Genomic DNA, 26012 nt, shown 5'->3' on the forward strand with positions numbered 1-26012 from the left:
CCATGTCCTCATGGCATTCCTCCTGCACGACGCACGGGGCCTCGAGCGCGGGTCGCGAGACGTCGCGGCGCCCGAGCAGCGCAGAGCCTCACGTCGCCTGTGGCGGGTCGACCTGCTGCAGGCAGCGGCGGTGGCCACCGTGGCGGTGGCGGTCGCGCTGTTCCTCGCCGACGGCGGGGCGATGGCGATCGGCGATCCCGGCGGCGCCCTGACGGCGCTCGGGATCGTGGCCGGGCTCGTCGCGACCGACCTGGTGCTGGTCATGCTCGTGCTCGCCGCCCGGGTGCCGCTCATCGAGCGGGCCGTCGGGCAGGATGCCGCGATGGGCCTGCATCGCCGGCTCGGCAAGCCCGTGCTGGTCCTGCTGCTCGCGCACACGGTGCTCCTCGTGGCCGGGTATGCAGTCGCCGACGGCAGCGGGCTCATCGGCGAGGTCGTCTCACTGTGGAACACGCCCGACATCCCGCTCGCGGTACTGGGCCTCGGGCTCTTCGTCGCGATCGTCGTCACCTCGCTGGTCGCCGTGCGCCGGCGGTTCCGGTACGAGGTGTGGCACGGCATCCACCTGCTCGTCTACGGGGCGGTGCTCGCCGCGCTGCCCCACCAGTTCAGCCTCGGCGGGCTGTTCGCCGAGGGGACGTGGCAGCGGTGGTACTGGCTGCTGCTCACGATCACGGCGTTCGCGGCCGTCGTCGTGTACCGGTTCGGCATGCCCGCGTACCGAACCCTGCGACACCGGCTGGTGGTCGAGGCGGTCGAGCCCGTGGAGCCGGCCGGTGACGGCGTCGTCTCGATCCGGCTGCGCGGCGACGACCTCGAGCGGCTCGGCGCCACCGGCGGCCAGTTCTTCGTGTGGCGGTTCCTGACCCGAGGGCAGTGGTGGCAGGCGCATCCCTACTCGCTGTCGGCGGTGCCGCGGGGCGGAGCGCTCCGGATCACGGTGCGCGCCCTCGGTCGCGGATCGGCGGGGCTGGCGAGCATCCGGCCCGGGACGCGCGTCGCGCTCGAGGGGCCGTACGGCATCTTCAGCGAGGCGTCCCGCAGCCGGAGCCGCCTGGTGCTCGTGGCGGCGGGCATCGGCGTCACGCCGGTCAGGTCGCTGCTCGAGTCGGCGCGCTTCCGGCCGGGAGAGGCGACGGTGCTCCTGCGCACGAGGAGCGCCGACGAGGGATGGCTGCTGCAGGAGATGGGCGAGTTGTGCCGCGCGCGAGGCGCCACCCTCATCACCATCCCGGGTGCCCGCGGTGCGGGATGGCTGAGCGCCGACGCCGAACGGCAGGGCCTCTCGCTCGTCGAGTTCGCGCCGGCCGTCCTCGACTCCGACGTCTACGTGTGCGGTCCGCTGGGCTGGTCCGAGGCGGTCGTCGCCGAGGCCCGGGCGGCGGGCCTGCGTCCCGAGCAGATCCACCACGAGCGGTTCGACTGGTGAGGACACGAGCACTCGTCATCGCGTCCGCGGCCTCGGCCGCGGTCCTCCTCACGGGCTGGCAGCTCGGCACCGCGGGCACCGATCCGGCCCCGACCGCCGCGTCGAACGGCGGCACCTCGACGACGACGGGCGGCACGGATGGCTCGTCGGGATCGTCGAGCGGAGCGACCGACCCGACGGATGCCGCCGCCACCGGCTCCACGACCCGGCAGGCCGCATCCGGGGTCGCCGACGGCACCTACGCGGGCACGACCGTCGGCACCCGGTTCGGCGACGTGCAGGTGCAGGTCACGATCTCGGGCGGCGCCATCACCGACGTCACGCCGTTGCAACTCACCGACCATGACGGACGCTCGGTGTCGATCAGCAACCGGGCGGCGCCGATCCTGCGGGACGAGGTGCTCCGGTCGCAATCCGCGTCGGTCTCCTTCGTCAGCGGCGCCACCTACACGAGCGACGCCTACGTGCAGTCCCTCCAGGCCGCGCTCGACGCCGCGGGGTTCTGATGATCACCGATCGGACGCTTCCGCCGAACGCATTCGCCGCGATGGGCACCGTCGTGAGCGTGCGCGCGGGCGGGAGCGACGTGGTGGCGGCACGCGCGACGGCGGTCGCGGCATCCGTCTTCGAGCGGTGGGACCGCCGGTGCAGCCTGTATCGGCCCGACTCCGAACTGAGCCGGGTCGCCAGGGGCGAGCTCGCCCTGATCGACGCGAGCGTGGCGCTCCGCGACGCCTACGCCCTCGCCGTGGAATGGCGGGGGCGCACGGGCGGCGCGTTCACGCCGCATCGGGCCGACGGGGTGATCGACCTGAACGGCGTCGTGAAGGCCCTTGCCATCGCCGAGGCGGGGGAGGCGATCGCGGCGATGGGGGTCGACGAGTGGGGAGTGGACGCTGGCGGGGACGTCCTCGTCAGCGGCGTGCGTGCCGACGGCTCGGCGTGGATCATCGGCATCGTCGACCCGCGGGACCCTCGGACGCTCCTGGCGTCGATGGCACTCGGTGGCGGTGGCGCTCGGCGCGCGGTCGCGACGTCGGGCACGGCCGAGCGGGGCGACCACATCTGGTCGCCCACCGACGTGGGTGACGCGTCGTTCGTGCAGGTCAGCGTCGCCGCGGGGGACATCGTCACGGCCGACATCATGGCCACCGCGATCGTCGCCGGGGGCGTGGCCGCCCTCGACGAGGCGACGGGGCGCGAGCAGATCGACGTGCTCGCCGTGCGCCGCGACGGAACGCTGCTGGCGACGCCGGGGTGGCCGCGCGCCGCGACGAACCCCCGGGTCGCCTGAGGTGTGCCTTCAGCGGCTCAGGTGACGTCGGCCAGCGCCCGGTGCACCGAGGCGACCGCGCTCGAACCCTCGCCCACCGCGGCGGCGACGCGCTTCATCGAACCGCGACGCACGTCGCCCGCCGCGAAGACGCGGGGCAGGCTCGTCTCGAACGGCAGCGGCGACCGCCGCAGGGCGGCCCAGGCCGGGCCGAGGCTCCGCACGTCGTCGCCGGTGCGCACGAAGCCGTGCTCGTCGCGCTCGAGCTGCGTGACCCAGTCGGTCGCGGGCTGCGCGCCGATGAAGCAGAACAGGCCGCGGCAGTCGACCGTGGCATCCGTGTCGCCGGCGAGCGTCACCTGCTCGAGGGTCTCGCCGCCGTGCAGCGCCGCGATGCGGGTGCGCGTGTGCACCTGGACGCGCGGGTCGTCGGCGAGGCGGTCGACCAGGTAGCTCGACATCTGCGAGGAGAGGCCGTCGGCGCGAACGACCAGGCGCACGGGGCAGCCGTTCGCGGCGAGGTAGAGCGCGGCCTGGCCCGCGGAGTTCGCCCCGCCGACGATGACGACGGGCGAGTCGATGACCTGCCGGAGCTCGAGCGACGTGGCCGCGTGGAAGATGCCTGCTCCCTCGAACTCGCTCCACCGGTCGAGGTCGAGGGTGCGGTACTGGGCGCCCGTCGTGATGACCACCGACCTCGCGTGCACGAGCCGGCCGTCGGCCAGCGTGAGGGTGAGCGGATCGCCCGACTCCTGCAGCCCCGCCACCTCGCACGGGGCGAACACCCGCACGCCGAACTTGAAGGCCTGCAACGAGGCCTGACCCGTGAGCGCGTCGCCGCTCACGCCGAACGGGAAGCCGAGGTAGTTCTCGATCCGCGACGTCGCCGCCGACTGCCCGCCGGGCGCGATGGAGTCGAGCAGTACCGTGCGCAGCCCCTCGGATGCCCCGTAGATCGCCGCGGCGAGTCCGGCCGGCCCACCGCCCACGACGGCGAGGTCGGCGGCGGTGTCGTCGTCGTTCACGTAGGCGAGGCCGAGCATCTCGGCGACCTGGCCGGGCGTCGCGTTGCGCACGTTCTCGCCCTGCACGATCGCGACGGGCAGGTCGCTGCGCGAGAAGCCGTGCTCGAAGATGTGGGCCGCCGTCTCGGGGTCGTCGGCATCGACCCAGGTGTGCGCGAGCTCGAGGCGCTCGGCGTACCGGCGCAGGGCCGTGGCACCCGCCGAGCGCTGGGTGCCGACGATCTTCAGCGACAGGGCGGCCGGACCCTGCCGCAGGAAGTCGCGGCGCGCCCACAGCGTGCGCAGCAGCAGATCGCAGAGCTCGTCGTCCTCGGCCATCAGCCGCTGCAGCGCCGCGTGATCGACGCGGTACATGCGGCCGGCCTCCGTCGCGCGCGCCGACAGGAACGCCCGCTGGCCGTTCAGCAGGCCCAGCTCGCCGACGAACGTGCGCGGCCCGAGCGTGACGATCGGGGTCTCGCCGACCCAGGGCAGGGCGTCGCGCACCACCTCGACCGCGCCGCTCTCGACGAGGATGAGGTCGTACCAGCGGTCTCCCGTTCGGAACAGCATGTCGCCGAGGGCGACGTCGACCGGCACGCCGTGCGCGACCAGCCGATCCCATTGGGCGTCGGTGAGATGGGGGACGACCGGACCGTGCTTCTTGGCCATCTCCCCATCGTGCCCCATGTGCCGCGCATGGGGGGGGCCCCGTCGGGAACCCGAGGCACCCCTCAGGCCCGCGCGAGCCGCTCGATGAGCGCCATGGCGTCGAACGGTGCCCGCACCTTGACGTCGTTGTCGAAGTACGCGTAGGCGTCACGGCCCGCGTCGAGGTGGCCGCGCATCCAGGCCTCCCAGCGGTCGAGCCCCTCCTCGTCGTACCCCGACACGTAGAGCTCCCGATCCCCGTGCAGGCGTGCATAGGCGAAGGTCGCGGTCGTGCGGTCGATCCGCGGGTAGCGCCCGGCGGTGTCGGCGGTGACGGATGCCACGCCGTGACGCTCGAGCAGCGACGCCCATGCGTCCGCGTGCTCCTCGAAGCTCGGATGCCGCACCTCGACGGCATGCTCGAGCGGCCGCTCGGGAGCGGCCCGCAGGGCGTACGACGTGCGTCCGGTCATCCGCTGCTCACGGTGTCGCGCGAGCCCGGCCGCGGCCGCATGGGTGCGCGGCAGGCGCGCGAGGAACGTGTCGAGCAGCGCCTCGTCGTAGGCGAGCGTCGGTGGGAGCTGCCAGAGCAGCGGGCCCAGCTTGTCGCCGAGCGCGAGCAGTCCCGACGCGAAGAAGTTCGCCATGGGTCCGTCGATGTCGCCGAGGCGCTTCACGTGCGTGATGAACCGCGGCCCCTTGACTGCGAAGAGGAAGTCCTCGGGCACGGCATCGCGCCAGCGCACCCAGCTCCCCGGCCGCTGCAGCGAGTAGAACGAGCCGTTGATCTCGACCGAGCCGAGGTGCCTCGCGGCATAGTCGAGCTCGTCGGCCTGACGGAGCCCCCTAGGGTAGAACTCGCCGCGCCAGTTCGGGTAGACCCATCCCGAGATCCCCACGTACGCACGCCCCCGACGCACCGCCATGTCACACGGCCACGCCGAGCAGGGCACCGATCGCCCAGGTCACGAGCAGGGCGAGGGCCCCGCCGACGGTCACCCGCAGCACGGCCCGGAGCCTCGGGCTCCCGCCGATCCAGGCGCTGAGCCAGCCGGTGATCGCGAGGGCGACGACGACGGCGACGAAGGTCGCCGCGATGCGCCACTCGGGCGGCGGGAGCAGGATGGCGAGCATCGGCAGCACTGCCCCGACGAGGAACGACAGCGCGGATGCCCCGGCGGCGTGCCACGGGTTCACCACGTCGTCCTCGTCGATGTGGAGCTCGACCTCGAGGTGCGCCGCGAGCGCGTCGTGCGCCGTGAGCTCGTGCGCGACGGCCTCGGCGGTGGCGGCCGACAGCCCCTTGGCGCGATAGAGCCCGGCGAGCTCGGCCAGTTCCTGCTCGGGCATCGTCTCCAGCTCGTGCCGCTCCTTGGCGATCAGGGCCCGCTCGGTGTCGCGCTGGCTCGACACCGACACGTACTCGCCGAGTCCCATGGAGATCGCGCCCGCCACCACCGCGGCGACGCCGGCGATGAGGATCGCCGCGACATCCGTGGTGGCCGCGGCGACGCCGACCACGAGTGCGGCGACCGAGACGATGCCGTCGTTCGCTCCGAGCACCCCCGCGCGCAGCCAGTTCAACTTCGCGTGCACCGCGGAATCGTGCGGGTCTGTGCGGTGGATGGGCTCCGCTCGGTCGCTCATCGAGCCAGTCTCGCAGCCGGGGGCTGACGGTGGCCAGCGGCATCCGGCCGGTTCCGACCCTCGGATGAGGGGGAGTACCATGGTCCACGGCCCGCGTATCTCGATATCGAGACAATCGGTGCTCGTTGAGCACAGGCCGGGCCGCACCCACCAGCCCCTGTGCGCCGTCGCGCGTGCGGACCGATTGGAAGTAGAGCGTGGATCTTTACGAGTACCAGGCCAGAGACCTGTTCGAACAGTACGGGGTCCCGGTGCTCCCGGGCATCGTGGCCGACACCCCAGAAGAGGTCCGCGCCGCGGCCGAGAAGCTCGGCGGCGTCGTCGTGGTCAAGGCCCAGGTGAAGACGGGCGGCCGCGGCAAGGCCGGCGGCGTCAAGGTCGCGAAGACCCCCGACGAGGCGGAGGAGGCGGCGAAGGCCATCCTCGGACTCGACATCAAGGGCCACGTCGTCAAGCGCGTCATGGTGGCGGGCGGCGCCCGCATCGCGCAGGAGTTCTACTTCTCGGTGCTCCTCGACCGCGCCAACCGCTCCTACCTCTCGCTCACGAGCGTCGAGGGCGGCATGGAGATCGAGCAGCTCGCCGTCGAGAAGCCCGAGGCGCTCGCGCGCGTCGAGGTCGACCCGGGCACGGGCATCACGCCCACCAAGGCCCGCGAGATCGCCGAGGCCGCGAACTTCCCGGCCGAGCTCGTCGACAAGGTCGCCGACGTCTTCGTGAAGCTCTACGACGTCTACACGAGCGAAGACGCCACGTTGGTCGAGGTGAACCCGCTCATCCTCGACGAGGACGGCAACGTCATCGCCCTCGACGGCAAGGTCACGCTCGACGAGAACGCCGAGTTCCGCCACGCCGGCCACGCCCTCCTCGAGGACAAGGCCGCGGCCGACCCGCTCGAGGCGCAGGCCAAGGCGCTCGACCTCAACTACGTGAAGCTCGACGGCGAGGTCGGCATCATCGGCAACGGCGCGGGCCTCGTCATGTCGACGCTCGACGTCGTCGCCTACGCGGGCGAGAACCACGGCGGCGTGAAGCCGGCGAACTTCCTCGACATCGGCGGCGGTGCCTCGGCGGAGGTCATGGCCAACGGCCTCGGCATCATCCTCGGCGACCCGCAGGTGAAGAGCGTGTTCGTGAACGTCTTCGGCGGCATCACCGCGTGCGACCAGGTGGCCAAGGGCATCGTCGGCGCGCTCGCCGAGCTGGGCTCCACCGCGAACAAGCCGCTCGTCGTGCGCCTCGACGGCAACAACGTCGTCGAGGGCCGCCGCATCCTCGAGGAGGCGGCGCACCCGCTCGTCACCCTCGCCGAGAACATGGACCAGGGCGCCGACAAGGCCGCCGAGCTGGCGAACGCCGCGTAGCGCGAGAGAAGGATTCGAGAGCAATGACGATCTTCCTGAACAAGGACTCCAAGGTCATCGTCCAGGGCATCACCGGCGGCGAGGGCTCCAAGCACACGGCGCGCATGCTCGCGGCGGGCACCCAGGTCGTGGGCGGCGTGAACGCCCGCAAGGCCGGCACCACGGTGCTGCACAACGACAAGGACGGCAACTCCGTGCAGCTGCCGGTGTTCGCCTCGGTGGCCGAGGCGATCGAGCAGACGGGGGCGGATGTCTCCATCGCCTTCGTCCCGCCGGCCTTCACGAAGGATGCCGTGATCGAGGCCATCGACGCCCAGATCCCGCTCCTCGTCATCATCACCGAGGGCGTGCCCGTGCAGGACTCCGCGGAGTTCTGGGCGTACGCCAAGGAGCAGGGCGAGAAGACCCGCATCATCGGCCCGAACTGCCCCGGCATCATCAGCCCCGGAGAGTCGCTCGTCGGCATCACCCCGGCGAACATCACGGGCAAGGGCCCGATCGGCCTCGTCTCGAAGTCGGGCACGCTGACCTACCAGATGATGTACGAGCTGCGCGACCTCGGCTTCTCGACCGCCATCGGCATCGGCGGCGACCCGATCATCGGCACCACGCACATCGACGCGCTCGCCGCGTTCGAGGCCGACCCCGAGACGAAGGCGATCGTGATGATCGGCGAGATCGGCGGCGACGCCGAGGAGCGCGCGGCCGACTTCATCAAGGCCAACGTGACGAAGCCGGTCGTCGGCTACGTCGCCGGGTTCACGGCCCCCGAGGGCAAGACCATGGGCCACGCCGGCGCCATCGTGTCCGGCTCGGCCGGCACCGCGCAGGCGAAGAAGGAGGCCCTCGAGGCCGCCGGCGTCAAGGTCGGCAAGACGCCGTCCGAGACGGCGCAGCTGCTGCGCGAGGTCTACGCCGCCCTCTAGGCGCGTTCCGACGCGAACACGGGCCCCTGCCGGATCATCGGCGGGGGCCCGTGTCGTCGGCGGCGAGACGACGCTGTCGGCATGTCCTCTCGCGTGAGAGGCTGAATCCATGGGTGATTCCACGTCGGATGCCGCGGGCCGGGTCGTTCCGAGCACCGCGGTGAACTCGGGGCCGGGTGCGCAGCCGAACCTCGCCTCGAAGATCGTGCGTACGACGTTCGTGACCGAGGAGGCGGTCTACGGCGTGATCCTGGTCGACGGCATGATCCTCGTCTCGGGCGGCCACGGCGCCACGGCATGGTCGGTGTTCTGGACGGTCATCGGCACGGTGATCGTCTTCTGGGCCGCGCACGTCTACGCCGGCACCGTGGCCCACCACGGCCTCGACCACGACCGCATGATCGGCCTCGGCGAGGCGTTCCGAGGATCGCTGCGGCGCTCCATGGGACTACTCGCCTCCGCGCTGATCCCCTCGTTCATCCTGCTGCTCGGCGCCACCCAGGCGATCACCGATGTCTACGCCATCTGGACGGCCCTGTGGGCCGGCGTCGTGGTGCTCGCCGTGCTCGGCTGGGTGGCCTTCGCTCGGCGCGGCTCCCCCTGGCCGATCAGGCTCGCCGGCGCGCTCGCGACTGCCGGGTTCGGCCTCGCGATGATCCTGATGAAGGCCCTGATCCACTGACGCGAGTCCTCTCCCGAGGCGCACCCCCGCCTTTCATTGAGAAGAAGTGATGCGCGCAACGCACTCGTGGCGATAGGTTTCGACCAAAGGGGGCGGTCATGTCGGATGCAGGGACCTCGCAACTCGAAGCCCGGATCGCGCAGCTGGAAGCCGAGAACGCGGCGTTGCGCACCGAGGCGGTCACGGCCACGCCGGTCGCCGGAACGGAGGTCGCGGGTGCGGCGCCGCACGAGCGCCGCCGCCGCGGGCGCACCGTCGCGGCCGTCGTCCTCGTGGTGGTCGCGCTCCTGATCACGCCGATCGCGGTGATCACGGCGTGGGCGCGGCTCCAGCTCGTGGACACCGAGCAGTTCGTCGCGACCTTCGCCCCGCTCGCCGAGGAGCCGGCGGTGCAGTCCTACATCGGCGACCAGGTCACGACGGCGATCGAGGAGCAGGTCGACATCCCGGCCCTCACCGCCGACCTCTTCGACGGCATCAAGCAGCTCGACCTGCCGCCCAAGGCGCAGACCGCACTCGGCTTGCTCGAGGCGCCGGCCACGCAGGGCCTCCAGTCGCTCGTCTCCGGCATCGTCGACCGGGTTGTCGAGTCGCCGGCCTTCGCCGACGTGTGGGCCACGGCGCTTCGTGCGAGCCATCACGCCTTCGTGGCCGCGGTACAGGGCGATCCCGACGCGGCGCTCGCGATCGGCGGAAACGGCACCATCTCGGTGCAGCTCGGCCCCATCATCGAGGCGGTGAAGGAGCGCCTCGTGGACCAGGGGGTCGGCTTCGCCGCGAACATCCCCGTGATCGAGAAGAGCGTCGTCATCGCGCAGAACGACGCCTTCGTCCTCGTCCAGACCGTCTACGCGCTGGCCGTGGCGGCGGGCACGTGGCTGCCGTGGATCTGCCTCGCGCTCCTGGCGGCCGGCGTGTTCGTCGCGAAGCGTCGAACCGTGGCACTGGTGTGGACGGCGGCCGGACTCGCGCTCACCATGCTGCTGCTCGCCGCCGGGCTCGGCATCGGCCGCACGTTCTTCATCGGCACGGTGAGTCCGTCGATCATGCCGTCCGATACCGCGTCGGTGGTCTTCGACGGGCTCGTCGAGCTGATGCTCTCGACGATCGTGGCGATGCTGGTGCTCTCCATCCTCGTCGCGGTGATCGCCTGGTTCTCCGGTCCATGGCGACCGGCACGAGCTGCCAGGGACTTCGCGGGTGCCGGGTTCGCCGGTGCCCGCGCGGCCGCGGCCAGGCATGGCGTCACGACGGGCTCGTTCGGCATCGGCCTGGACCGTTGGCGCGGCGCCGTCTACGTCGCCATCGCGTTGATCGCGACCGCCGTGGTGCTCTTCAACCGCCCGGTCACCGTCAGCGCCGTCGTCTGGACGGTGATCCTCGCCCTGCTCGCCGTGCTGATCGTCGAGCTGCTCCGCCGTCCGGCCGCCGAGGTGGCGGCGCAGGCCGCGGCGGCCGAGGCGGCGGCTGCGGATGCCCAGGTCGTGGCGGCCGATGCGGCGGCGACCGCGGCGGCCGACGCCGCGATCGCGGAGGAGGAGGCCGACGCCGCGCTCGTGGCCGCCGCCTCGGGAACGGCGGCGACGCGCGCACCGGGCGCTTCGACTCCCGACGACGCCGCACGTCGCGACGGCTGAGGGGCGCCGCCCGGGATAGGCTCCCGGAGGAATGAGACGCACGACGATCGCCCTGCTGGCTGCCCTCGAGGCATCCGTCGCAGCGCTCATCTGCCTCGGCATCGCGGTCGTTCCGCTCATGCTGCTGTGGGCCGTGCACTTCGGCCTGGCCGTCGACGCGGCGGTCTTCCTCCGCGCGGCAGGCGACATCTGGCTGCTCGGTCATGGCGTCGACCTCGTCGCGCAGCTCGACCCGGTGACGGCCGGGCGCATCGCGCTGCCGGGGGTCGGCGACCCGTTCCCCATCACCATCGCGCTGCTCGGGTTCGCGCTGCTCACGGTCGCAGCGGGCCGGCGCATCGGTCGACGCTCGGCGGCCGGCGGGCACTCGTTCAGCGGCGGCCTCGCGGCGGTCGTCGTCTACGGCCTTGCCGGCGTCATCCTCGCCCTCACGACCGGGGTCGACGCCGCGCGGGCCGACCCGTGGCAGGCCGGGCTCCTGCCGGCGTTCGTCGTGGCCCTCGGCGTCGTGATCGGCGCCGTCGGCGAGGTGCTGCAGTCGCCGTCGGGGGCACCGGATGCCGCGACGGGCGTGGTGCGCCGACTGCTCGAACGGCTGCCGCTCGGGCTCGTCGCGGGGGCGCGCGCGTCGGTGCGCGTCGGGGCCGGCGCCGCGTTCGGAGTGCTGGCCGTCGCGGGCGTGCTGGTCGCCGTGCTCATCGCTCTCGACTACGCCACCATCGCCGGCCTCTACCAGTCGCTCGGCGCCGGCGTCGACGGCGGCATCGCGCTGACCGTCGCCGAGCTCGCGCTGCTGCCGAACCTCGTCGTGTGGGCGGCATCATGGATGCTCGGGCCCGGATTCGCGATCGGCACCGGCAGCCTGGTCTCCACGGGCGGCACCCTCCTCGGCCCGGTGCCCGGCGTGCCCGTGCTGGGCGCACTCCCGACGGATGCGCCCGCCCTCGGCGCGATCTGGCTCGTCGTGCCGCTGCTCCTCGGCTTCGTCGGCGCGTGGCTGGTGTCCACGGGCGACGACGACGACCGCGACGTCCCGGCCGACGCCGCGTGGTGGGCGCCGATCGCGGTGGCGGCGAGCGCCGCGGCCACGGCCGCGTCGGTGCTCGGCCTGCTGGCCTGGTGGTCGGGTGGCGCTGCGGGGCCCGGCCGGCTCGCCGACGTGGGACCCATGCCGATGGCCGTGGCCGGGATCGCGGCCGCGACGGTGGGCATCGGTGCGCTCCTCGGCGGGTATGCCGCCAGGCTCCGGAGCGGCGTGGGCGCCACGTCGGCCGGCGGCGATCCGTCCGGAACCGAGCACGACACCGTACGGGTTGGCGCGTTCGAGCGCTGACCGGCGCGGGTGGTCGCGGCCCGGTGCTAGCGTGCTCACGACGTGACGGCGTGACGAAGGAGTTCCGGATGTCGGCTTCCAAGGCGCAGGACGTGCCGCCCGCTCCGGGCCAGGGCAAGGGCCTCGCTGCCGGAACGCTGGGCCTGTGGGGATCGACGGTCATCGGCCTCGCCTCCACGGCGCCGGTCTACTCCCTCGCGGCGACGCTCGGATTCGTCGTGCTCACCGTCGGCGAGCAGGCGCCGATCGCGTTCATCATCGCGTTCGTCCCGATGCTGCTCATCGCCTTCGCCTACCGCGAGCTCAACCACGACGTGCCCGACTGCGGCACGACGTTCACGTGGGCCACCAAGGCGTTCGGCCCCTGGGTCGGCTGGATGGGCGGCTGGGGCGTCGCGGTCGCCGGCACGGTGGTGCTCGCGAACCTCGCCCAGATCGGCGGCATCTACTTCTGGCTGCTCGTGGCGCCCGACCTCGCCGAGAACGTGTTCGTGGTGACGCTCACGGGAGTCGTGTTCATCGCGCTGATGAGCTGGATCAGCTGGCGCGGGCTCGAGATCGGCGAGCGGATGCAGAACGTGCTGCTCGGCGTGCAGTACCTCGCGCTGGCCCTGTTCGTGCTGTTCGCCGTGTGGAGCGTCCTCGACGGCACGGCGCCCGAGGGCTCCACGACGCCGCAGCTCAGCTGGTTCGACCCGTTCGCGTTCGGGTCGTTCGACGCGTTCGTCGAGTCGGTGCTGCTGGCGCTCTTCATCTACTGGGGCTGGGACACCTGCCTCGCGCTCAACGAGGAGACGAAGGACCCGAAGCGCATCCCCGGTCGTGCGGCCGTGCTCACGACGCTCATCCTGCTCGTGACCTACGTCGGCGTCACGGTCGCCGCGATGTCGTACGCGGGGCTCGGCGAGGCGGGGCTGGGGCTCGGCAACGAGGGCAACGCCGACGACGTCTTCTTCGCCCTCAAGGACGCGCTGTTCGGGCCGTGGGCCTGGCTGCTGGTGGTCGCCGTCATGATCTCGGCGGTCTCGTCGACGCAGACGACGATCCTCCCGACCGCCCGCGGCACGCTCGCGATGGCCGTGTACCGGGCGCTGCCGAAGCGGTTCGCCACGGTGCATCCGCGATACCGCACCCCGTCGTTCTCGACCCTGCTCATGGGCTTCGTGGCGATCGTCTTCTACGTCGGCATGACCCTCATCAGCGACAACATCCTGCAGGACACGGTGCTCTCGCTCGGCCTCGCGATCGCCTTCTACTACGCCATCACGGGGTTCGCCTGCGTCTGGTACTTCCGCGCCACCCTGTTCGAGTCGTGGCGGAACTTCTGGTACCGCCTCGTGTTCCCCCTGCTGGGTGCGCTGCTGCTCGCCGGCGCGTTCGTGTACTCGGCGGTCGACATGCTCGATCCCGACTACGGCTACACGGTGCTGCTCGGCGTCGGCGGCGTCTTCGTCGTCGGGGTCGGGTCGTTGCTGCTCGGCGCCGTGCTGATGGTGGTGTGGTCGTTCTTCGCCGAGGCGAAGCCGTTCTTCCGGGGCGAGTCGCTCAATCGCGAGACCGAGGTGCTGGTGCCCGACGACGAGCTGGTGGTCCCGCGCTCGATCGACGGCGGCGTCTGAGCCCGACGGCAGAGGGGGGCGCGCGGAGTCGCCGTCTGGAGCCCGGCGGTGACCGCTGAGCGACGGATGCCTCGCGCGGTGCGCATCCGAGCAGCCGGTAGGCTCGAGGGGTGCAGAAGCTCGTCGTGCTCATCTCGGGCACTGGCTCGAACCTCCGTGCCCTCCTCGAAGCCTCCGAAGACGCCGAGTTCCCGGCGCGGGTCGTCGCCATCGGGGCCGACCGCGAGGCCGACGGGCTCGTGCTCGGCGAGGAGTTCGGCATCCCCACCTTCACCGTCCCGTACACGGCGTATCCCGACCGCGACGCATGGGGTGACGCGCTCATCGAGCAGGTGCGCCAGTGGGAGCCCGACCTCGTGATCCTGTCGGGGCTCATGCGCCTCGTGCCGGCCGGCGTGGTCGACGCCTTCTCGCCGTACCTCATCAACACGCACCCGGCCTACCTCCCCGAGTTCCCCGGCGCGCACGGCGTGCGCGACGCGCTCGCGGCCGGGGTCGACCAGACCGGGGCCAGCCTCATCGTCGTCGACAACTCCGTCGACGGCGGCCCCATCATCGCGCAGGAGCGCGTGCCGGTGCTGCCGGGCGACACCGAGTCGACCCTGCACGACCGCATCAAGCCCGTCGAACGTCGCCTGCTCATCCAGGCCGTGCTCGACATCGCCAACTCGCACATCGACCTGAAGGAGCTCACCGCATCATGAGCGGAGCCAGCATCGACCCGGGCCTCTACCGCCACCGCGACGTCGTCCCCGTGCGCCGCGCGCTGATCGCGGTGAGCGACAAGCGCGGGCTCGTAGAGCTCGCCGGCGCCCTCGTGGCGGCAGGCGTCGAGATCGTGTCCACCGGCGGCACCTCCAAGGCCATTGCCGATGCGGGACTGCCGGTCACGCAGGTCGCCGAGGTGACCGGCTACCCCGAGCACCTCGACGGACGGGTGCGCACGCTGCACCCCGCCGTGCACTCGGGCCTCCTCGCCGACCTGCGCCTCGAGCACCACGAGACGGAGCTCGCCGAACTCGCCATCGAGCCGTTCGAACTCGTCGTCGTGAACCTCTACCCGTTCGCCGAGACGGTCGCGGCGGGCGCCGAGCCCGACGCCGTGGTCGAGCAGATCGACATCGGCGGGCCCGCGATGGTACGTGCGTCGGCGAAGAATCACGCGAACGTCGCCGTGGTGGTGTCGCCCGACCGGTACGACGAGATCGTCGCCGCCGTGCAGGCCGGCGGCACGACGCTCGCGCAGCGCACGGTCCTCGCACGCGAGGCGTTCCGGCACACGGCCTCCTACGACATCGCGGTCGCGTCGTGGATCGGCAGCGTCGTCGCTCCCGACCAGCCCGCCGAGGAATCGCCCTTCCCCGCCTGGGTCGCCGGCAGCTGGACGAAGGACGCCGACCTCCGATACGGCGAGAACTCGCACCAGCGGGCAGCGCTCTACGCATCCCAGGGCGGCCGGCCGGGCATCGCGCAGGCCGCGCAGCTGCACGGCAAGGAGATGTCGTACAACAACTACGTCGACGCGGATGCCGCGGTACGGGCCGCGTTCGACTTCGACGAGCCCGCCGTGGCGATCATCAAGCACGCGAACCCGTGCGGCATCGCCGTGGCGTCGGCCGGGGCATCCGACCCCATCGCCGACGCCCACCGGCGCGCCCACGAGTGCGATCCGGTGTCGGCGTTCGGTGGCGTGATCGCCGCGAATCGCATCGTCACGCGTGCGATGGCCGAGACGGTGTCGGGCATCTTCACTGAGGTGCTCGTCGCCCCCGCGTTCGAGGGCGAGGCGCTCGAGCTGCTCACGCAGAAGAAGAACATCCGGCTGCTCACCCTGCCCGAGGGGTTCACGCCCACCGCGGTGGAACTCCGGCAGGTCTCGGGCGGCATGCTCCTGCAGCAGGCCGACCGGCACTTCGCCGCTGCGTCGGAGTGGACCCTCGCCGCGGGCGAACCCGCCGGCGACGCCACCCTCGCCGACCTCGAGTTCGCGTGGCGGGCCTGCCGTGCCGTGAAGTCCAACGCGATCCTGCTCGCGTCGGGAGGTGCGTCGGTCGGCGTCGGCATGGGCCAGGTCAACCGCGTCGACTCGTGCCGGCTCGCGGTCGAGCGGGCGGGGGAGCGCGCCGCGGGGTCGGTCGCGGCATCCGATGCCTTCTTCCCCTTCGCCGACGGACTGCAGATCCTGCTCGACGCGGGCGTGCGCGCGGTGGTGCAGCCGGGCGGCTCCGTTCGCGATGAGGAGGTCGTCGAGGCGGCCCGCGCGGCCGGCGTCACGATGTACTTCACCGGCGAGCGGCACTTCTTCCACTGAGCCGTGCGGCTGGCGGATGCCGCGGCATCCGCCCGCCGGCGACGGCGGTACCCTTGAGGTGAGCGGCGCTCAGAAGGCGCCCACCACCGTTCCGCCCACGAAGCGGATGAACAAGGAGAACGATCGATGACGATCACCCACGCCCCGGCCAAGCCCGCCGCCGAGGTCAGCGCAGCACTTCCCACCGAGGCTCCCGAGCACGAGCGGGTCCTCATCACCCGCGGCCCGCGTTCGGGCCTCACCATCGTCGTCGCCGTGCACTCGACGCGACTCGGCCAGGCGCTCGGCGGCGCCCGCCTCTGGCGCTACGGCCACTGGACCGACGCCCTCGCCGATGCCCTGCGGCTCTCGCAGGCGATGACCATGAAGAACTCCGCGGCCGGCCTCGCGCGCGGCGGCGGCAAGTCGGTCGTGTGCATCCCCGCCGGCGTCACGCTCGACGAGCGCACCACCCGCGACGCGATGCTCGACCTCGGCGACGCCGTCGAGTCGCTCGGCGGCGCCTACATGACCGCGGAGGACGTCGGCACCAGTGCCGAGCTCATGGCCGTCGTGCACGAGCGCACCGAGCACGTGTGCGGCCTCCCGCCCGAGCAGGGCGGTGTCGGCGAGCCCGCGGATGCCACCGCCGCCGGCGTGCACGCATCCATCCTCGCCACCCTCGACCACGTCTTCGGCTCGCCCGAGGTAGCCGGACGCCACTTCGTCGTCGCCGGTCTCGGCCAGGTCGGCGGTCGTCTCGCCCGCAGCCTCGCCGCCGCCGGTGCGCGCCTCACCGTGACGGATGTCGCGGAGTCCAAGCGCGCGCTCGCCGACGAGCTCGGCGACGCCGCCTGGGTCGAGCCCCACGAGGCGCACCTCGTCGAGGCCGACGTGTTCGTTCCCTGCGGGCTCGGCGGCGTGCTCACGCACGAGGTCGTGGAGTCGCTGCGAGTCCGCGCCGTGGTGGGCGCGGCCAACAACCAGCTCGCCTCGCGCGACGTCGCCGGCCTCCTCACCGAGCGCGGCATCGTGTGGGCGCCCGACTTCGTGGTGAACGCCGGCGGCGTCATCTACCTCGACGTCGCGAGCGAGCCCGGCGCCGACCAGGCCGCCCTCGACGCGCGGATCGCGGGCATCGGCGACACCGTGGCCTCCGTGCTGCGCTCGGCCGACGAGCACGGCACCACCACCCTCGCGGCTGCCGAGCGGCTCGCGCGGGCACGCCTCGACGCCGCGCGCTGAGGGGCCGGCACCGGCCGATAGGCTCGTGCCATGACGTCCCCCGCCGCCACGCCCACGCCCGCCCCTGCCCGGTACAGGCCGGCCCCGACGAGGGGCCGGCGGGTGCTGGCGGTGCTGGCCTCGTCGGGCGTGGTGGCGGTCGGGGCGATGTTCGTGGCGCTGTTCGCGCTGTTCATCGGCAACGGGCAGTCGCCCCAGGTGTTCGACCAGCTCTTCGGCCACTTCGCCTTGGCGGCGCTCATCGCGTGGGTGCTGCTCGCCGTGGCGAACGCCGTGGGCGCCACGCGGGCGTGGTTCCTCGCGCTCATCACCGGCTTCGCTTCCGGCGCGCTGGCCGCGCTCATCGCGACGACGTTCACCGCGACCGCGGCAGGCAATCCGTTCAGCGGGCCGCTCTTCCTCTTCGTGGTCGGCTCGCTCGTGAGCCTCAACCTGGTCTTCGTCCTCGCCGTGATCGCGGGCGAGGTCTTCCTCGCGCCGAAGGTCTACCTGGGCATCATGGGATACGCCCCGAGGCGCCCCGCCCGCCGGATGGCGCTCGTGCGCATCCCCGCGTCGAACCTCGACGAGGGCGAGCTGACCCACCGCGAGCGGCATCCGGTCGACAAGGCCCGCGCCGACGACCAGTGGGACAACTACTGCGCCGCGCTCGTCGCCGAGGGCTGGGAGACGCTCGAGGTCGACGCCGCCCCCGAGCTGGCCGACTCGGTGTTCGTCGAGGACACGGTGGTGCTCTTCGGCGACCTCGCGATCATCACGAGCCCAGGCGCCGAGTCGCGCCGGTCCGAGGTCGAGGCGGTCGAGCGCACGGTCGCCACGATTCCCGGCGTCACGGTGCGACGCATCGAGCTGCCCGGCACCCTCGACGGCGGCGACGTGCTGAAGGTTGAGTCCACCGTGTACGTCGGCGCGTCGACGCGCACGAACGCCGAGGGCATCCGCCAGCTCCGTGCCCTGCTCACCCCGCACGGCTACTCCGTGGTCGCGGTGCCCGTGACGAAGGCGCTCCACCTGAAGAGCACGATGACCGCGCTGCCCGACGGCACCATCATCGGCGACCCGGCGCTCGTGGACGTGCCGAGCCTCTTCCCGCGGTTCCTTCCGGTGCCCGAGCCCGAGGGCGTCGCCGTCGTCGAGCTGTCGCCCGAGTCGCTGCTCATGTCGTCGTCGGCCCCGAAGACCGCCGCGATGCTCGCCGGCCTGGGCTACCGGGTGGTGACCGTCGAGATCGACGAGTTCGAGAAGCTCGAGGCCGGCGTCACGTGCCTGTCGGTGCGGGTGCGGTAGTCGCCCGCACCCGGCCGTCGTGCAGCTCGAGCACGCGGTCGGCCCGGCGCACGAGCGCCGGGTCGTGGGTGGTCACCACGGCGGCCACGCCGCGTGCGTGCACGAGCTCGCCGATGAGGTCCATGACGGTGGCCGCCGTGCCGCTGTCGAGCTGGCCGGTGGGCTCGTCGGCGAGCAGCAGCTGCGGGCGTGCCGCGAGGGCGCGGGCGATCCCGACGCGCTGCTGCTGACCGCCCGAGAGCTCGTAGGGCCGCTGCGCCGCGTGGCCGGCGAGTCCCACGAGCTCGAGCGACTCCGCCACCCGCGCGTTCCGCTCGGCGGCGGCCATCCGCTGCAGGCGCAGCGGCACCTCGACGTTCTCGGCGGCGGACAGCACCGGAATGAGCCCGAACGACTGGAACACGTAGCCGAGCCGATCCCGGCGTACGGCCGCGAGCTCGTCCTCGCCCAGCGCCGACAGCTCGTCGTCGCCGAGGAGCACGCGCCCGCTCGTCGGCCGGTCGAGGCCGCCGAGCAGGTTGAGCAGCGTCGTCTTGCCGGCTCCCGACGGCCCGGTCACCACGAGCAGTTCCCCGGGGCGCACCTCGAGCGACACGTCCTGCACGGCGTGCACCGCCTCGCCGCGGGTCTCGAACACACGGCTCACCGCCTCGGCGCGAAGCGTCGTCATGCGTCCTCCTCCTGGCCCGATGCCGCGTGCCGGCCGCTTCCCGTGGGTCGGTCCGAGGCGCCGGGGTCGCCGGACGGCGTGGGTTCCTCGCCGACCCGTCGCGGCGCGGCATCCGCCCCCTCGTGGCCCGGCCAGACCCCGACGTGGTCGGGCTCGAGGGCGAGGCGCACCCGCTCGCGCAGGTCGAGGCGCTGCACGAACTCGTGGGGGAGCTGGAGCCGGCCCACGCGGTCGAGCACCGCGAACTCCTCGGCGACGTGCTGCTCGGCACCGTGCTCGTCGAGGCGCGTGGAACGCAGCACCTCGGTCGACGTGCGGCCGTCGCGGATCTGCACGGTGCGCCGGACGTGGTCGGACACGGTCGGGTCGTGCGTCACGATGAGGGTGGTCACGCCGAGCTCGTCGTTCACGCCGCGCATCGCGTCGAGCACGGCGGCGGACGTGGCCTCGTCGAGCTCGCCGGTCGGCTCGTCGGCGAGCAGCACGAGCGGGGCGTTCGCGAGGGCCACGGCGATCGCGACGCGCTGCTGCTGGCCGCCCGACAACTCGCCCGGCCGGCGGTCGCGCGCCTCGCCGACGCCCGTCAGCTCCAAGAGCTCGTCGACGCGACGCGCCCGCTCGGCGCCCCGGTGCGTGCGGGCGACGTTCATCGCCAGGGCCACGTTCTCGCCGGCGGTGAGGTAGGGAAGCAGGTTGCGCGAGGTCTGCTGCCAGACGAAGCCGACGGTGCGGCGTTGATAGGCCACCCGCTCGCGCGACCGCATCGAGAGCAGGTCGTGCCCGGCGACGCGGGCGACACCGGCCGTGGCGGTGTCGAGGCCGGAGAGGATCGTGAGCAGCGTCGACTTGCCCGAACCCGAGGCGCCGACGACGGCGACCATCTCGCCGGCGCCCACGCGCAGGTTGAGTCCCTGCAGGGCCTGCACCTCGACGCCGTCGGCGGTGAAGATGCGCACGAGGTCGGTGCACAGGATGTGCGGCTCGGCGAGCTGGTCGGCCATGGGGAACATCATTCCTCCTCCTTGCGCATCGCGCGCGCCGCGTTCACGCGACCGTCGACACCGGATGCCGCGGCGGCGGCGACCGCGGTGACGAGCACCGAGCCGGCGAGCACGGCCGTGATGAGCCATGGGTCGTACACCACCGCGGGTTGGGCGTCGCCGCCCGTGAACGCGCGCAGGTCGACGCCCTGCAGCACCACGAACGGCAGCACGGCGCCGAGCGCCGCGCCCACCACCACGGCGACGACCGCCACCGGCCCGATCTCCCAGGCGACGAGCGCCCGTTCGCCCCGCCGTCCGAGGCCGAGCGTGGACAGCAGCGGCAGCAGTCGTTCGCGCGAGGGGCGGCCCACGACGAGCGTGAGCACGATCGCGAGCACCGTGAGCAGGCTCGAGAGGGCGATGGCGCCGACGAGTGCGGTCACCAGTCCCCGGGTCGTGGACTGCCCGCCGAGCTGGGCGGCGAGATCGGTCGCGGTGACCGTCGTGGCGCCGTCACCCGCGATCGTCGCGAGGGCCGCGGTCGTCTCGGCGGCATCCCCGCCCGCGGCGAACCGCACGAGCACGGCGCGCGGCACCAGCGTGTCGGTGAACGGCTCGGCGTTCGCACGATCGATCAGCACCCAGTTCGACCGCGGTGAGTACGCGGTGGCGCCATCGACCACGGCGAGGGCGTGGAACGGCTCGCCGTCGAGTTCGACGTCGTCGGCCGCGCCGATGACCTGGTCGACGACGCCCGAGACGAGCACGGGGACGCCGTCATCGCCGGGCGGGGTGGCGAGCGCCTCGGGCAGCGGCGTGGCATCCGGTCGCCCGGCCTGCACGCGGCGCATCTCGGCGGTGTCGACCACGATGAGGGTGGTGGTGCGCTGCCGCCCGTCGATGATGAGGTCGGAGCCGCGTGTCGAGTACACGGGGGCGATCGCCTCGACCCCCGGCACCGCGCGGAACTCGTCGAGCTGAGCCCGCGTGAACGGGAGGCCCGACACCGCGGCATCCGCACCCACCCGCGCCGCGGCGGCGTCGTCGATCCCGGCGCGCACCGTGCCGAGCAGCACCGAGGAGAACACCGCCACCGACACCCCGACGACGACGGCGAGCACGGGCACGAGCCCGGCACTGGGGTCGCGCAGTGCGCGCGCCGACCCGAGGAACGGGACGAGGCCGGGCCGCGCGGCCATCGACCGCACGAGCCCGGCGAGGGGGATCGGGTAGAGGCGCAGCGCCACGAGGCACGCGACGAGCGAGAGCAGCAGCGGCACGGCGGCGAGCAGCGGATCGACGCCCGCCTGGGCCGCCGAGGTCGCCAATCCGCGGCGCATGAGCAGCACGACCGCGGCGACGGCGACGAGCAGCACGAGCAGCTCGGCGATCCAGCGGAACCGTCCCGGAGCGCTGCCGCCCAGGTCGGCGCGCGCGCGACGGAGCGGGCTCAGGCCCGGCGCCGAGGCCACCAGCAGCAGGGCAGGCGTCACGGCGAAGACCGCCGCGAGCAGCCATCCGCCGTATCCGGCGTCGGCGGCGACCGCGAGGGTGCCGAGCAGCCCGCCGACGACGGCCGCGGGGATCCCGATCGCGAGGCCTTCGATCGCGAGGATGCCGCGGAGCTGGCCGATCGAGGCACCGCGAGCCGCCGCCAGTTCGAGCCCCGCCCGCCTGCGCTCGAACACCACGCGCGCACCGAGGACGAGCACCGCGACCATGACGCCGATGGGTCCCGACGCGATCGTCGCGAGGACCGCGTCGCCGGCTGCCGCAGTGGCGGCCGCCTCGCCGAGGGAGGCGCCGAGCCCGCTGAGGAAGCTCACCTCGCCCACCGTCGGCACCCAGCCCCGGTACTCCCCGGAGCCGATGACGCGCACGTCGCTCGAGAACTCGCCCAGCTGCGCCTGCAGCTGCGCGGACTCCGGCGCGGAGATGCGCTCGGTGCGCACCGGGAACCACGCCTGCATCGTGGAGGGCACGTTGACGTCGGCGAACGCCGGCCAGGATCCGGCATCCATGAACGCGGTGCCGGTGATCTGCGGTGGGGCCAGGCCGTTGTCGACCACGCCCGGTTCGAGCGTGGTGGGCAGGTGCGTCCACACGCCATCGGCCGCGTCGATCGGGGCCACGGTGCCCGACAGGCGCACCGGCTGGTTGATGCTGCCGATGCCGATGAACCGTTCCTCGCCGAGCGCCCAGTCCATGCGCTCCGCCACGGCGTCGACGAGCACGAGGTCGACCGCGGTGACCCCGTCGAGCCCGTCGCCGGGGATCGGTGCCGGCCAGGCGCCCGAGGTCAGCTCGACGTGCTCGCGCAGGCGCGGGTCGAAGCCCGGCAGGATGCGGTACACGGGCGAGCTCGGCGAGGCGTCCGGAACCATCGCCCGCAGCGGCCCGGCTGTGAGCACGGTGAGCGGCTCGCCGGTGATCCCGCGCAAGGGCTGGGGAAGGGCGCGGCGGATGCCGACGAGCGCCTCCTCCTGGCGGCCCCACACGGCGTCGACGTCGCCGTCGAGCGAGGTGCCGCCCGACGACGCGCCGACGTCGGGGTGCGCCCGCGTCTCTGCGGTGAGGTCGAGCCCGTTCGCGGGGACCCCGTCGAGCAGCTCGGCGAGCTGGGCGGTGTGCAGGGCGGCGACGGCGCGGGGCACCGCCGTCGCCAGCAGGGCACCGACGAGCACGAGCAGGGCGAGCGCGATCGACGCCCCCGGCCCGGCGAGGAACTGCCGGCGCAGGAGACCGGGCGTCGAGAGGTGCGACCGCGCGCTCATGCGTCCTCCGCCCGGAGTCCGGGTCGCGACGCGAGGCGACCGACGGATGCCGCGGCACCGCCGCCGACGGCCGCGCACGCTGCGAGGAAGGCGAGGAGGCCGGCGGCCCACGGCAGCCACGCCAGGTCGACGGGCACGGCCAGGGCTCCCGGGGCGCCGGCCACCGACGCACGTGCGAGCTCCCGGGCGGTGACCCACGCCGTGACCGCCCCGACCGCGATGCCGACGAGCGTCGCGGCCCCGACGGCGGCGACGAGCTCGGCGAACCGGGCGCGGGCCTGCACGCGCGCCGGACTGCCGAGGACCCGCAGCACGACGACCTCGCCGAGCCGGGCCCGGCCGAGGGCCGCGACGAGCGCCACGAGCGAGACGAGTGCGAAGAGGAGCGCGCCCGCCGCCCCGGCCCAGAGTGCGGTGACCGCGGGCTGGATGAGGCCCGACGAGGAGGCGTCGGCGCGGGTCGCGACGGTGAACGCCGTGGACCGCTCGCGCCCGAGGCGCTCGGCCAGCGCCTGCGGACCGTCGGTCGCCAGCCATCGCTCGGTGTACTGGGGGACGCCGGCGTCGCCCGAGAAGGCCGCCGCCGACAGCGCGCCGAGGTCGACGAGGATGCCCAGGTCGCCGGCACCGGGCACGGCGGGCACGACGCCCGCCACGACGGCGTCGACGTCGGCCCCGCCGGTGAGCATGCGGAAGGCGAGCGGGTCGCCGGGCTTGGCCTGGATGCGTGCCGCGAGGGCCTCGCCCAAGAGCACGGGCACGGGGTGCGCATCGTCGGAGGCCGAGGCGACGTCGGGCGCGGTCGCGACGACGCGGCCGCTCGGGGCGGTCGCGGTCAGCTCCACGTCGCCCGAGGCGGACGCAGGTGCGCCGTCGGCGCCGTTGCCGTCGTCGCCGTCCGCGTCCGCGCCGCCCTCGACCCGCACGTCGTCGATGGCGACGGTGACCGGCCCGGCGCCCTGGGACCCGGCGAGCGCGGCCTCGAATCCGAGCAGGCGCAGGGGAGCGGCATCCGGCAGCTGCAGTTCGGCCGTGCCGCCGCCCGCCGCCACCGGGAAGGCGACGCCCGGGAGCCGGCTCGCCTCGCCCGACGGCCCGAGGACCCACGCCGACACGGTCACGGTGCCGGGCGTCCCGGCGGCCGCCTCGATGCCGACGCCCGCCGTGACGGCGTCCGCACCCGCGGGCAGGGCCGGTGCCGCCGCTCGGCCGGACGCGATGAGGTCGTCGAGCTCGGCAATGTCGGCGGCGCTCGCGGCGCCGGGTGCGATGCCCGCCAGCCGGTCGGCCGGCAACGCCACGAGCGCCGCGGCATCCGACCCGATGCGGGCCTCGCCGCGGTACACCGCGCCGCTCGCGCCGACCCCGTCGACGCCCGCGAAGGGATCCGCGAGGGCGAGCGGGTCGGCGCCCTGCACGACGTCGCGGCCGGCGAACGAGACGCGGACGTCGCCGCCGGTGGCGATGGCCGCCGCCTCGCGGTCGAACGCCTGCCAGCTCCCCGCGAACGCGGCCGCGAGCGTGAGCCCCGACACGCCGAGCATCACCACGAGCGACGCCGAGGCGTAGAGCTCGGCGCGCCGGGCGAGCTGGCGCATGGGCAGCGACGGGACCAGCCCCGGGCTGCGGGCGCCCATCCGCTCGAGAAGGCTCCCCGCCGGTCGCGCGAGCCCGAGGGCGGCGAGGCTCAGGGCGAGCAGCACGAGCATGGGCGCGAGCACCGCGACCGGATCCACCTCAGGCGTGCCCGACGCGCTCGCGACGAGCGGCGACCCGTACAGCCGGAACTGCCACAGCGACACCGCGGCCGCCACGGCCACGAGCACGACCGCACCGGCCGCTGCCGCCCGCGGCGCCCGGCCCACCTCGTCGCCGGCCCCGCGCACCACCGGCCTGGTCGCATCGCGCCACGCGCGGCCCGCGGCGAGCAGCAGCGCACCGACGAGGGCGATGGATGCCACGAGCACCGCCAGCTGCCAGCTGCGCGCCTCGCCGGGGCGCGCCACCGCCAGCACCGCCTCGCCCGCCGCCGCGCCGAGCGCCGCCGCGGGGATGCCGACCACGAGCACCTCCACGGCGGTGTCGCGAGCCAGTCGCGACGCGGACGCGCCCCGCGCCCGGAGCAGCACCGTCTCGCCTCGCCGCGCGGCGCCGAGGAGCGCGGCCAGTCGGTCGAGGGCGGCGAACCCGGCGAACGCCAGCAGCAGGATCGGCAGGGGAGCGATGGCGCGCACGGCGCCGAGACCGGCGAGCAGCCGGTCGAGCGTCGCGTCGAGCCCGCCCGACGTGCTCAGGCCATCGGCACCGATCGCGTCCTCCGCGCGGAGCGCCGGCTCGACGTCGGGCAGCACGGCCCGCAGGGCCGCCGCCTGGTCGGGCGTCGCGCCCGCGGCATCCGGCAGCGCGGTCCACCGCACGATCGTGGCCGCCGGGAGGTCGACGAGCGCGTCGTCGCCGACCACGAACGGCCCGGCGCCACCCGGCACCGTGCCGGTCGCGATCACGGGCTCGCCGAACCACGCCGGTTCGTTCGCATCGAGCGGTCGCCAGGTGCCGACGACGAGCAGGCGCTCGGGCCCGTCGCCGTCCTGCAGTTCGACGAGGTCGCCGGGCTGCAGTCCCAGCGCGCTCGCCGCGTCGGCGTGCAGCGTCGCGGGCAGCGCGTCCGCCTCCGCGGCCGCGGCGTCGGCCTGCGCGTCGCCCGGCCACGCCCCGGTGAGGAGCTCCGCCCGTTCGGGCACGCCCTCATCGGCGAGGAGCACGGCGCCGAACGCCTGCCCATCGGCGACGGCGTCCACCGGCGCGGTCTCCACCGAGCGGCGCCAGGTCGCGCCGTGCCGGGTGAGCATGCGGTCGAGCACGGATGCCGCGGCCTCCGCCTGCGCGTCGGGGTCCGCCGCGACGCGGATCTGCCAGCGCGCCGCGCCGTCGGCTCCGGATGCCGCGGCGAGGCCTTCGCGCAGGCCCGTCGTCGCGGCGCCCGAGACGGAGTCGACCACCGCCGTGCCGAGGCCGGCGAGCAGGAACACGACGGCCGCGATGGAACCGAGCACCCCGGCACGCGCCGCAGCGCGCGCGAACGCGATCCGCATCGCTCCCACGCGATCTCCTCGTGTCGTCGGTCCAGGTGCGCGCGAACGGGAATGCTGCAGGGCTCCACCCCGCGCGGTGACGAATCCGCACAGCCTAGCGCTCGAA

20 protein-coding genes are annotated in these 26012 nt (G+C 73.6%); 13 read left to right on the forward strand and 7 right to left on the reverse strand.

Going from position 1 to position 26012, the window contains the following annotated elements:
* Positions 1-10: 10 nt before the first annotated feature.
* Genes J2X63_RS12260 through J2X63_RS12270 form a run of 3 tightly spaced genes read left to right on the forward strand, consistent with a single transcriptional unit; the run spans position 11 to position 2723 of the window.
* The gene (locus J2X63_RS12260) at positions 11-1429 is read left to right on the forward strand and encodes a ferredoxin reductase family protein (RefSeq protein ID WP_309977420.1); all 1419 of its coding nucleotides are present in this window, start codon (positions 11-13) and stop codon (positions 1427-1429) included.
* The gene (locus J2X63_RS12265) at positions 1426-1935 is read left to right on the forward strand and encodes an FMN-binding protein (RefSeq protein WP_309977422.1); all 510 of its coding nucleotides are present in this window, start codon (positions 1426-1428) and stop codon (positions 1933-1935) included. Before J2X63_RS12260 ends, J2X63_RS12265 begins: the two co-directional genes overlap by 4 nt.
* On the forward strand, positions 1935-2723 hold the full coding sequence (locus tag J2X63_RS12270; protein ID WP_309977424.1) for an FAD:protein FMN transferase: 789 nt from the start codon (positions 1935-1937) through the stop codon (positions 2721-2723). The genes J2X63_RS12265 and J2X63_RS12270 overlap by 1 nt, the downstream gene beginning before the upstream one ends.
* Positions 2724-2740: 17 nt before the next feature.
* Here the strand turns inward: J2X63_RS12270 and J2X63_RS12275 are convergent, their stop codons facing one another.
* From J2X63_RS12275 to J2X63_RS12285, 3 genes are all read right to left on the reverse strand, one after another.
* Complete coding sequence (locus J2X63_RS12275; protein ID WP_309977427.1) at positions 2741-4378, reverse strand: FAD-dependent oxidoreductase; 1638 nt, start codon at positions 4376-4378, stop codon at positions 2741-2743.
* A gap of 62 nt (positions 4379-4440) precedes the next feature.
* Complete coding sequence (locus J2X63_RS12280) at positions 4441-5256, reverse strand: DUF72 domain-containing protein (RefSeq protein ID WP_309977429.1); 816 nt, start codon at positions 5254-5256, stop codon at positions 4441-4443.
* A gap of 28 nt (positions 5257-5284) precedes the next feature.
* Positions 5285-6004, reverse strand: coding sequence for a VIT family protein (locus tag J2X63_RS12285; RefSeq protein ID WP_309977432.1), 720 nt, complete (start codon positions 6002-6004; stop codon positions 5285-5287).
* Positions 6005-6201: 197 nt separating this feature from the next.
* On the opposite strand from J2X63_RS12285, the gene sucC reads away from it, so the two are divergent.
* From sucC to ddaH, 10 genes are all read left to right on the forward strand, one after another.
* Positions 6202-7368, forward strand: a complete 1167-nt coding sequence (gene sucC / locus J2X63_RS12290; RefSeq protein ID WP_309977433.1) for an ADP-forming succinate--CoA ligase subunit beta — start codon at positions 6202-6204, stop codon at positions 7366-7368.
* A gap of 23 nt (positions 7369-7391) precedes the next feature.
* Positions 7392-8294, forward strand: a complete 903-nt coding sequence (gene sucD / locus J2X63_RS12295; RefSeq protein WP_309977435.1) for a succinate--CoA ligase subunit alpha — start codon at positions 7392-7394, stop codon at positions 8292-8294.
* 109 nt (positions 8295-8403) lie between these two features.
* Positions 8404-8976 (forward strand): hypothetical protein, encoded by a 573-nt coding sequence (locus J2X63_RS12300; protein WP_309977437.1) that lies wholly within the window; start codon positions 8404-8406, stop codon positions 8974-8976.
* A 98-nt stretch (positions 8977-9074) separates the two neighbouring features.
* Positions 9075-10613 (forward strand): hypothetical protein, encoded by a 1539-nt coding sequence (locus J2X63_RS12305; protein WP_309977440.1) that lies wholly within the window; start codon positions 9075-9077, stop codon positions 10611-10613.
* A gap of 31 nt (positions 10614-10644) precedes the next feature.
* The gene (locus tag J2X63_RS12310) at positions 10645-11946 is read left to right on the forward strand and encodes a DUF6350 family protein (protein WP_309977442.1); all 1302 of its coding nucleotides are present in this window, start codon (positions 10645-10647) and stop codon (positions 11944-11946) included.
* A gap of 68 nt (positions 11947-12014) precedes the next feature.
* On the forward strand, positions 12015-13565 hold the full coding sequence (locus J2X63_RS12315) for an APC family permease (RefSeq protein WP_309977445.1): 1551 nt from the start codon (positions 12015-12017) through the stop codon (positions 13563-13565).
* 110 nt (positions 13566-13675) lie between these two features.
* A complete protein-coding gene (purN, locus tag J2X63_RS12320; protein WP_309977447.1) occupies positions 13676-14269 on the forward strand; it encodes a phosphoribosylglycinamide formyltransferase in 594 nt (197 codons plus the stop codon).
* Positions 14266-15876: a bifunctional phosphoribosylaminoimidazolecarboxamide formyltransferase/IMP cyclohydrolase gene (gene purH, locus J2X63_RS12325; RefSeq protein WP_309977449.1), complete on the forward strand. Its 1611-nt coding sequence runs from the start codon at positions 14266-14268 to the stop codon at positions 15874-15876. The genes purN and purH overlap by 4 nt, the downstream gene beginning before the upstream one ends.
* A 126-nt stretch (positions 15877-16002) precedes the next feature.
* Positions 16003-17100, forward strand: coding sequence for a Glu/Leu/Phe/Val dehydrogenase dimerization domain-containing protein (locus J2X63_RS12330; protein WP_309977451.1), 1098 nt, complete (start codon positions 16003-16005; stop codon positions 17098-17100).
* Positions 17101-17130: 30 nt separating this feature from the next.
* Complete coding sequence (ddaH, locus tag J2X63_RS12335) at positions 17131-18387, forward strand: dimethylargininase (protein ID WP_309977453.1); 1257 nt, start codon at positions 17131-17133, stop codon at positions 18385-18387.
* Here the strand turns inward: ddaH and J2X63_RS12340 are convergent.
* The 4 genes from J2X63_RS12340 to J2X63_RS12355 are packed head-to-tail and all read right to left on the reverse strand — an operon-like array spanning position 18359 to position 25915.
* Positions 18359-19057, reverse strand: a complete 699-nt coding sequence (locus J2X63_RS12340; RefSeq protein WP_309977455.1) for an ABC transporter ATP-binding protein — start codon at positions 19055-19057, stop codon at positions 18359-18361. The two genes, ddaH and J2X63_RS12340, sit on opposite strands and share 29 nt — an antisense overlap.
* The gene (locus tag J2X63_RS12345) at positions 19054-20070 is read right to left on the reverse strand and encodes an ABC transporter ATP-binding protein (protein ID WP_309977458.1); all 1017 of its coding nucleotides are present in this window, start codon (positions 20068-20070) and stop codon (positions 19054-19056) included. The genes J2X63_RS12340 and J2X63_RS12345 overlap by 4 nt, the downstream gene beginning before the upstream one ends.
* Positions 20067-22814, reverse strand: coding sequence for an FtsX-like permease family protein (locus tag J2X63_RS12350; RefSeq protein ID WP_309977461.1), 2748 nt, complete (start codon positions 22812-22814; stop codon positions 20067-20069). Before J2X63_RS12350 ends, J2X63_RS12345 begins: the two co-directional genes overlap by 4 nt.
* Positions 22811-25915 carry a hypothetical protein gene (locus J2X63_RS12355; RefSeq protein WP_309977463.1) on the reverse strand — a complete coding sequence of 1035 codons (3105 nt, stop codon included), beginning with the start codon at positions 25913-25915 and terminating at the stop codon, positions 22811-22813. The genes J2X63_RS12350 and J2X63_RS12355 overlap by 4 nt, the downstream gene beginning before the upstream one ends.
* Positions 25916-26012: the final 97 nt, after the last annotated feature.

The sequence above is a fragment of the Agromyces sp. 3263 genome (assembly GCF_031456545.1).
Classification (GTDB): Bacteria; Actinomycetota; Actinomycetes; order Actinomycetales; family Microbacteriaceae; genus Agromyces.

Excerpts from the sequence above, each read along its gene's own strand:
- J2X63_RS12260 (WP_309977420.1), top strand. The coding sequence starts at position 11 with ATGGCATTCCTCCTGCACGACGCACGGGGCCTCGAGCGCGGGTCGCGA.
- J2X63_RS12270 (WP_309977424.1), top strand. The coding sequence starts at position 1,935 with ATGATCACCGATCGGACGCTTCCGCCGAACGCATTCGCCGCGATGGGC.
- J2X63_RS12275 (WP_309977427.1), bottom strand. The coding sequence starts at position 4,378 with ATGGCCAAGAAGCACGGTCCGGTCGTCCCCCATCTCACCGACGCCCAA.
- J2X63_RS12285 (WP_309977432.1), bottom strand. The coding sequence starts at position 6,004 with ATGAGCGACCGAGCGGAGCCCATCCACCGCACAGACCCGCACGATTCC.
- sucD (WP_309977435.1), top strand. The coding sequence starts at position 7,392 with ATGACGATCTTCCTGAACAAGGACTCCAAGGTCATCGTCCAGGGCATC.
- J2X63_RS12300 (WP_309977437.1), top strand. The coding sequence starts at position 8,404 with ATGGGTGATTCCACGTCGGATGCCGCGGGCCGGGTCGTTCCGAGCACC.
- J2X63_RS12305 (WP_309977440.1), top strand. The coding sequence starts at position 9,075 with ATGTCGGATGCAGGGACCTCGCAACTCGAAGCCCGGATCGCGCAGCTG.
- J2X63_RS12310 (WP_309977442.1), top strand. The coding sequence starts at position 10,645 with ATGAGACGCACGACGATCGCCCTGCTGGCTGCCCTCGAGGCATCCGTC.
- J2X63_RS12315 (WP_309977445.1), top strand. The coding sequence starts at position 12,015 with ATGTCGGCTTCCAAGGCGCAGGACGTGCCGCCCGCTCCGGGCCAGGGC.
- purH (WP_309977449.1), top strand. The coding sequence starts at position 14,266 with ATGAGCGGAGCCAGCATCGACCCGGGCCTCTACCGCCACCGCGACGTC.
- J2X63_RS12330 (WP_309977451.1), top strand. The coding sequence starts at position 16,003 with ATGACGATCACCCACGCCCCGGCCAAGCCCGCCGCCGAGGTCAGCGCA.
- ddaH (WP_309977453.1), top strand. The coding sequence starts at position 17,131 with ATGACGTCCCCCGCCGCCACGCCCACGCCCGCCCCTGCCCGGTACAGG.
- J2X63_RS12340 (WP_309977455.1), bottom strand. The coding sequence starts at position 19,057 with ATGACGACGCTTCGCGCCGAGGCGGTGAGCCGTGTGTTCGAGACCCGC.
- J2X63_RS12345 (WP_309977458.1), bottom strand. The coding sequence starts at position 20,070 with ATGATGTTCCCCATGGCCGACCAGCTCGCCGAGCCGCACATCCTGTGC.
- J2X63_RS12350 (WP_309977461.1), bottom strand. The coding sequence starts at position 22,814 with ATGAGCGCGCGGTCGCACCTCTCGACGCCCGGTCTCCTGCGCCGGCAG.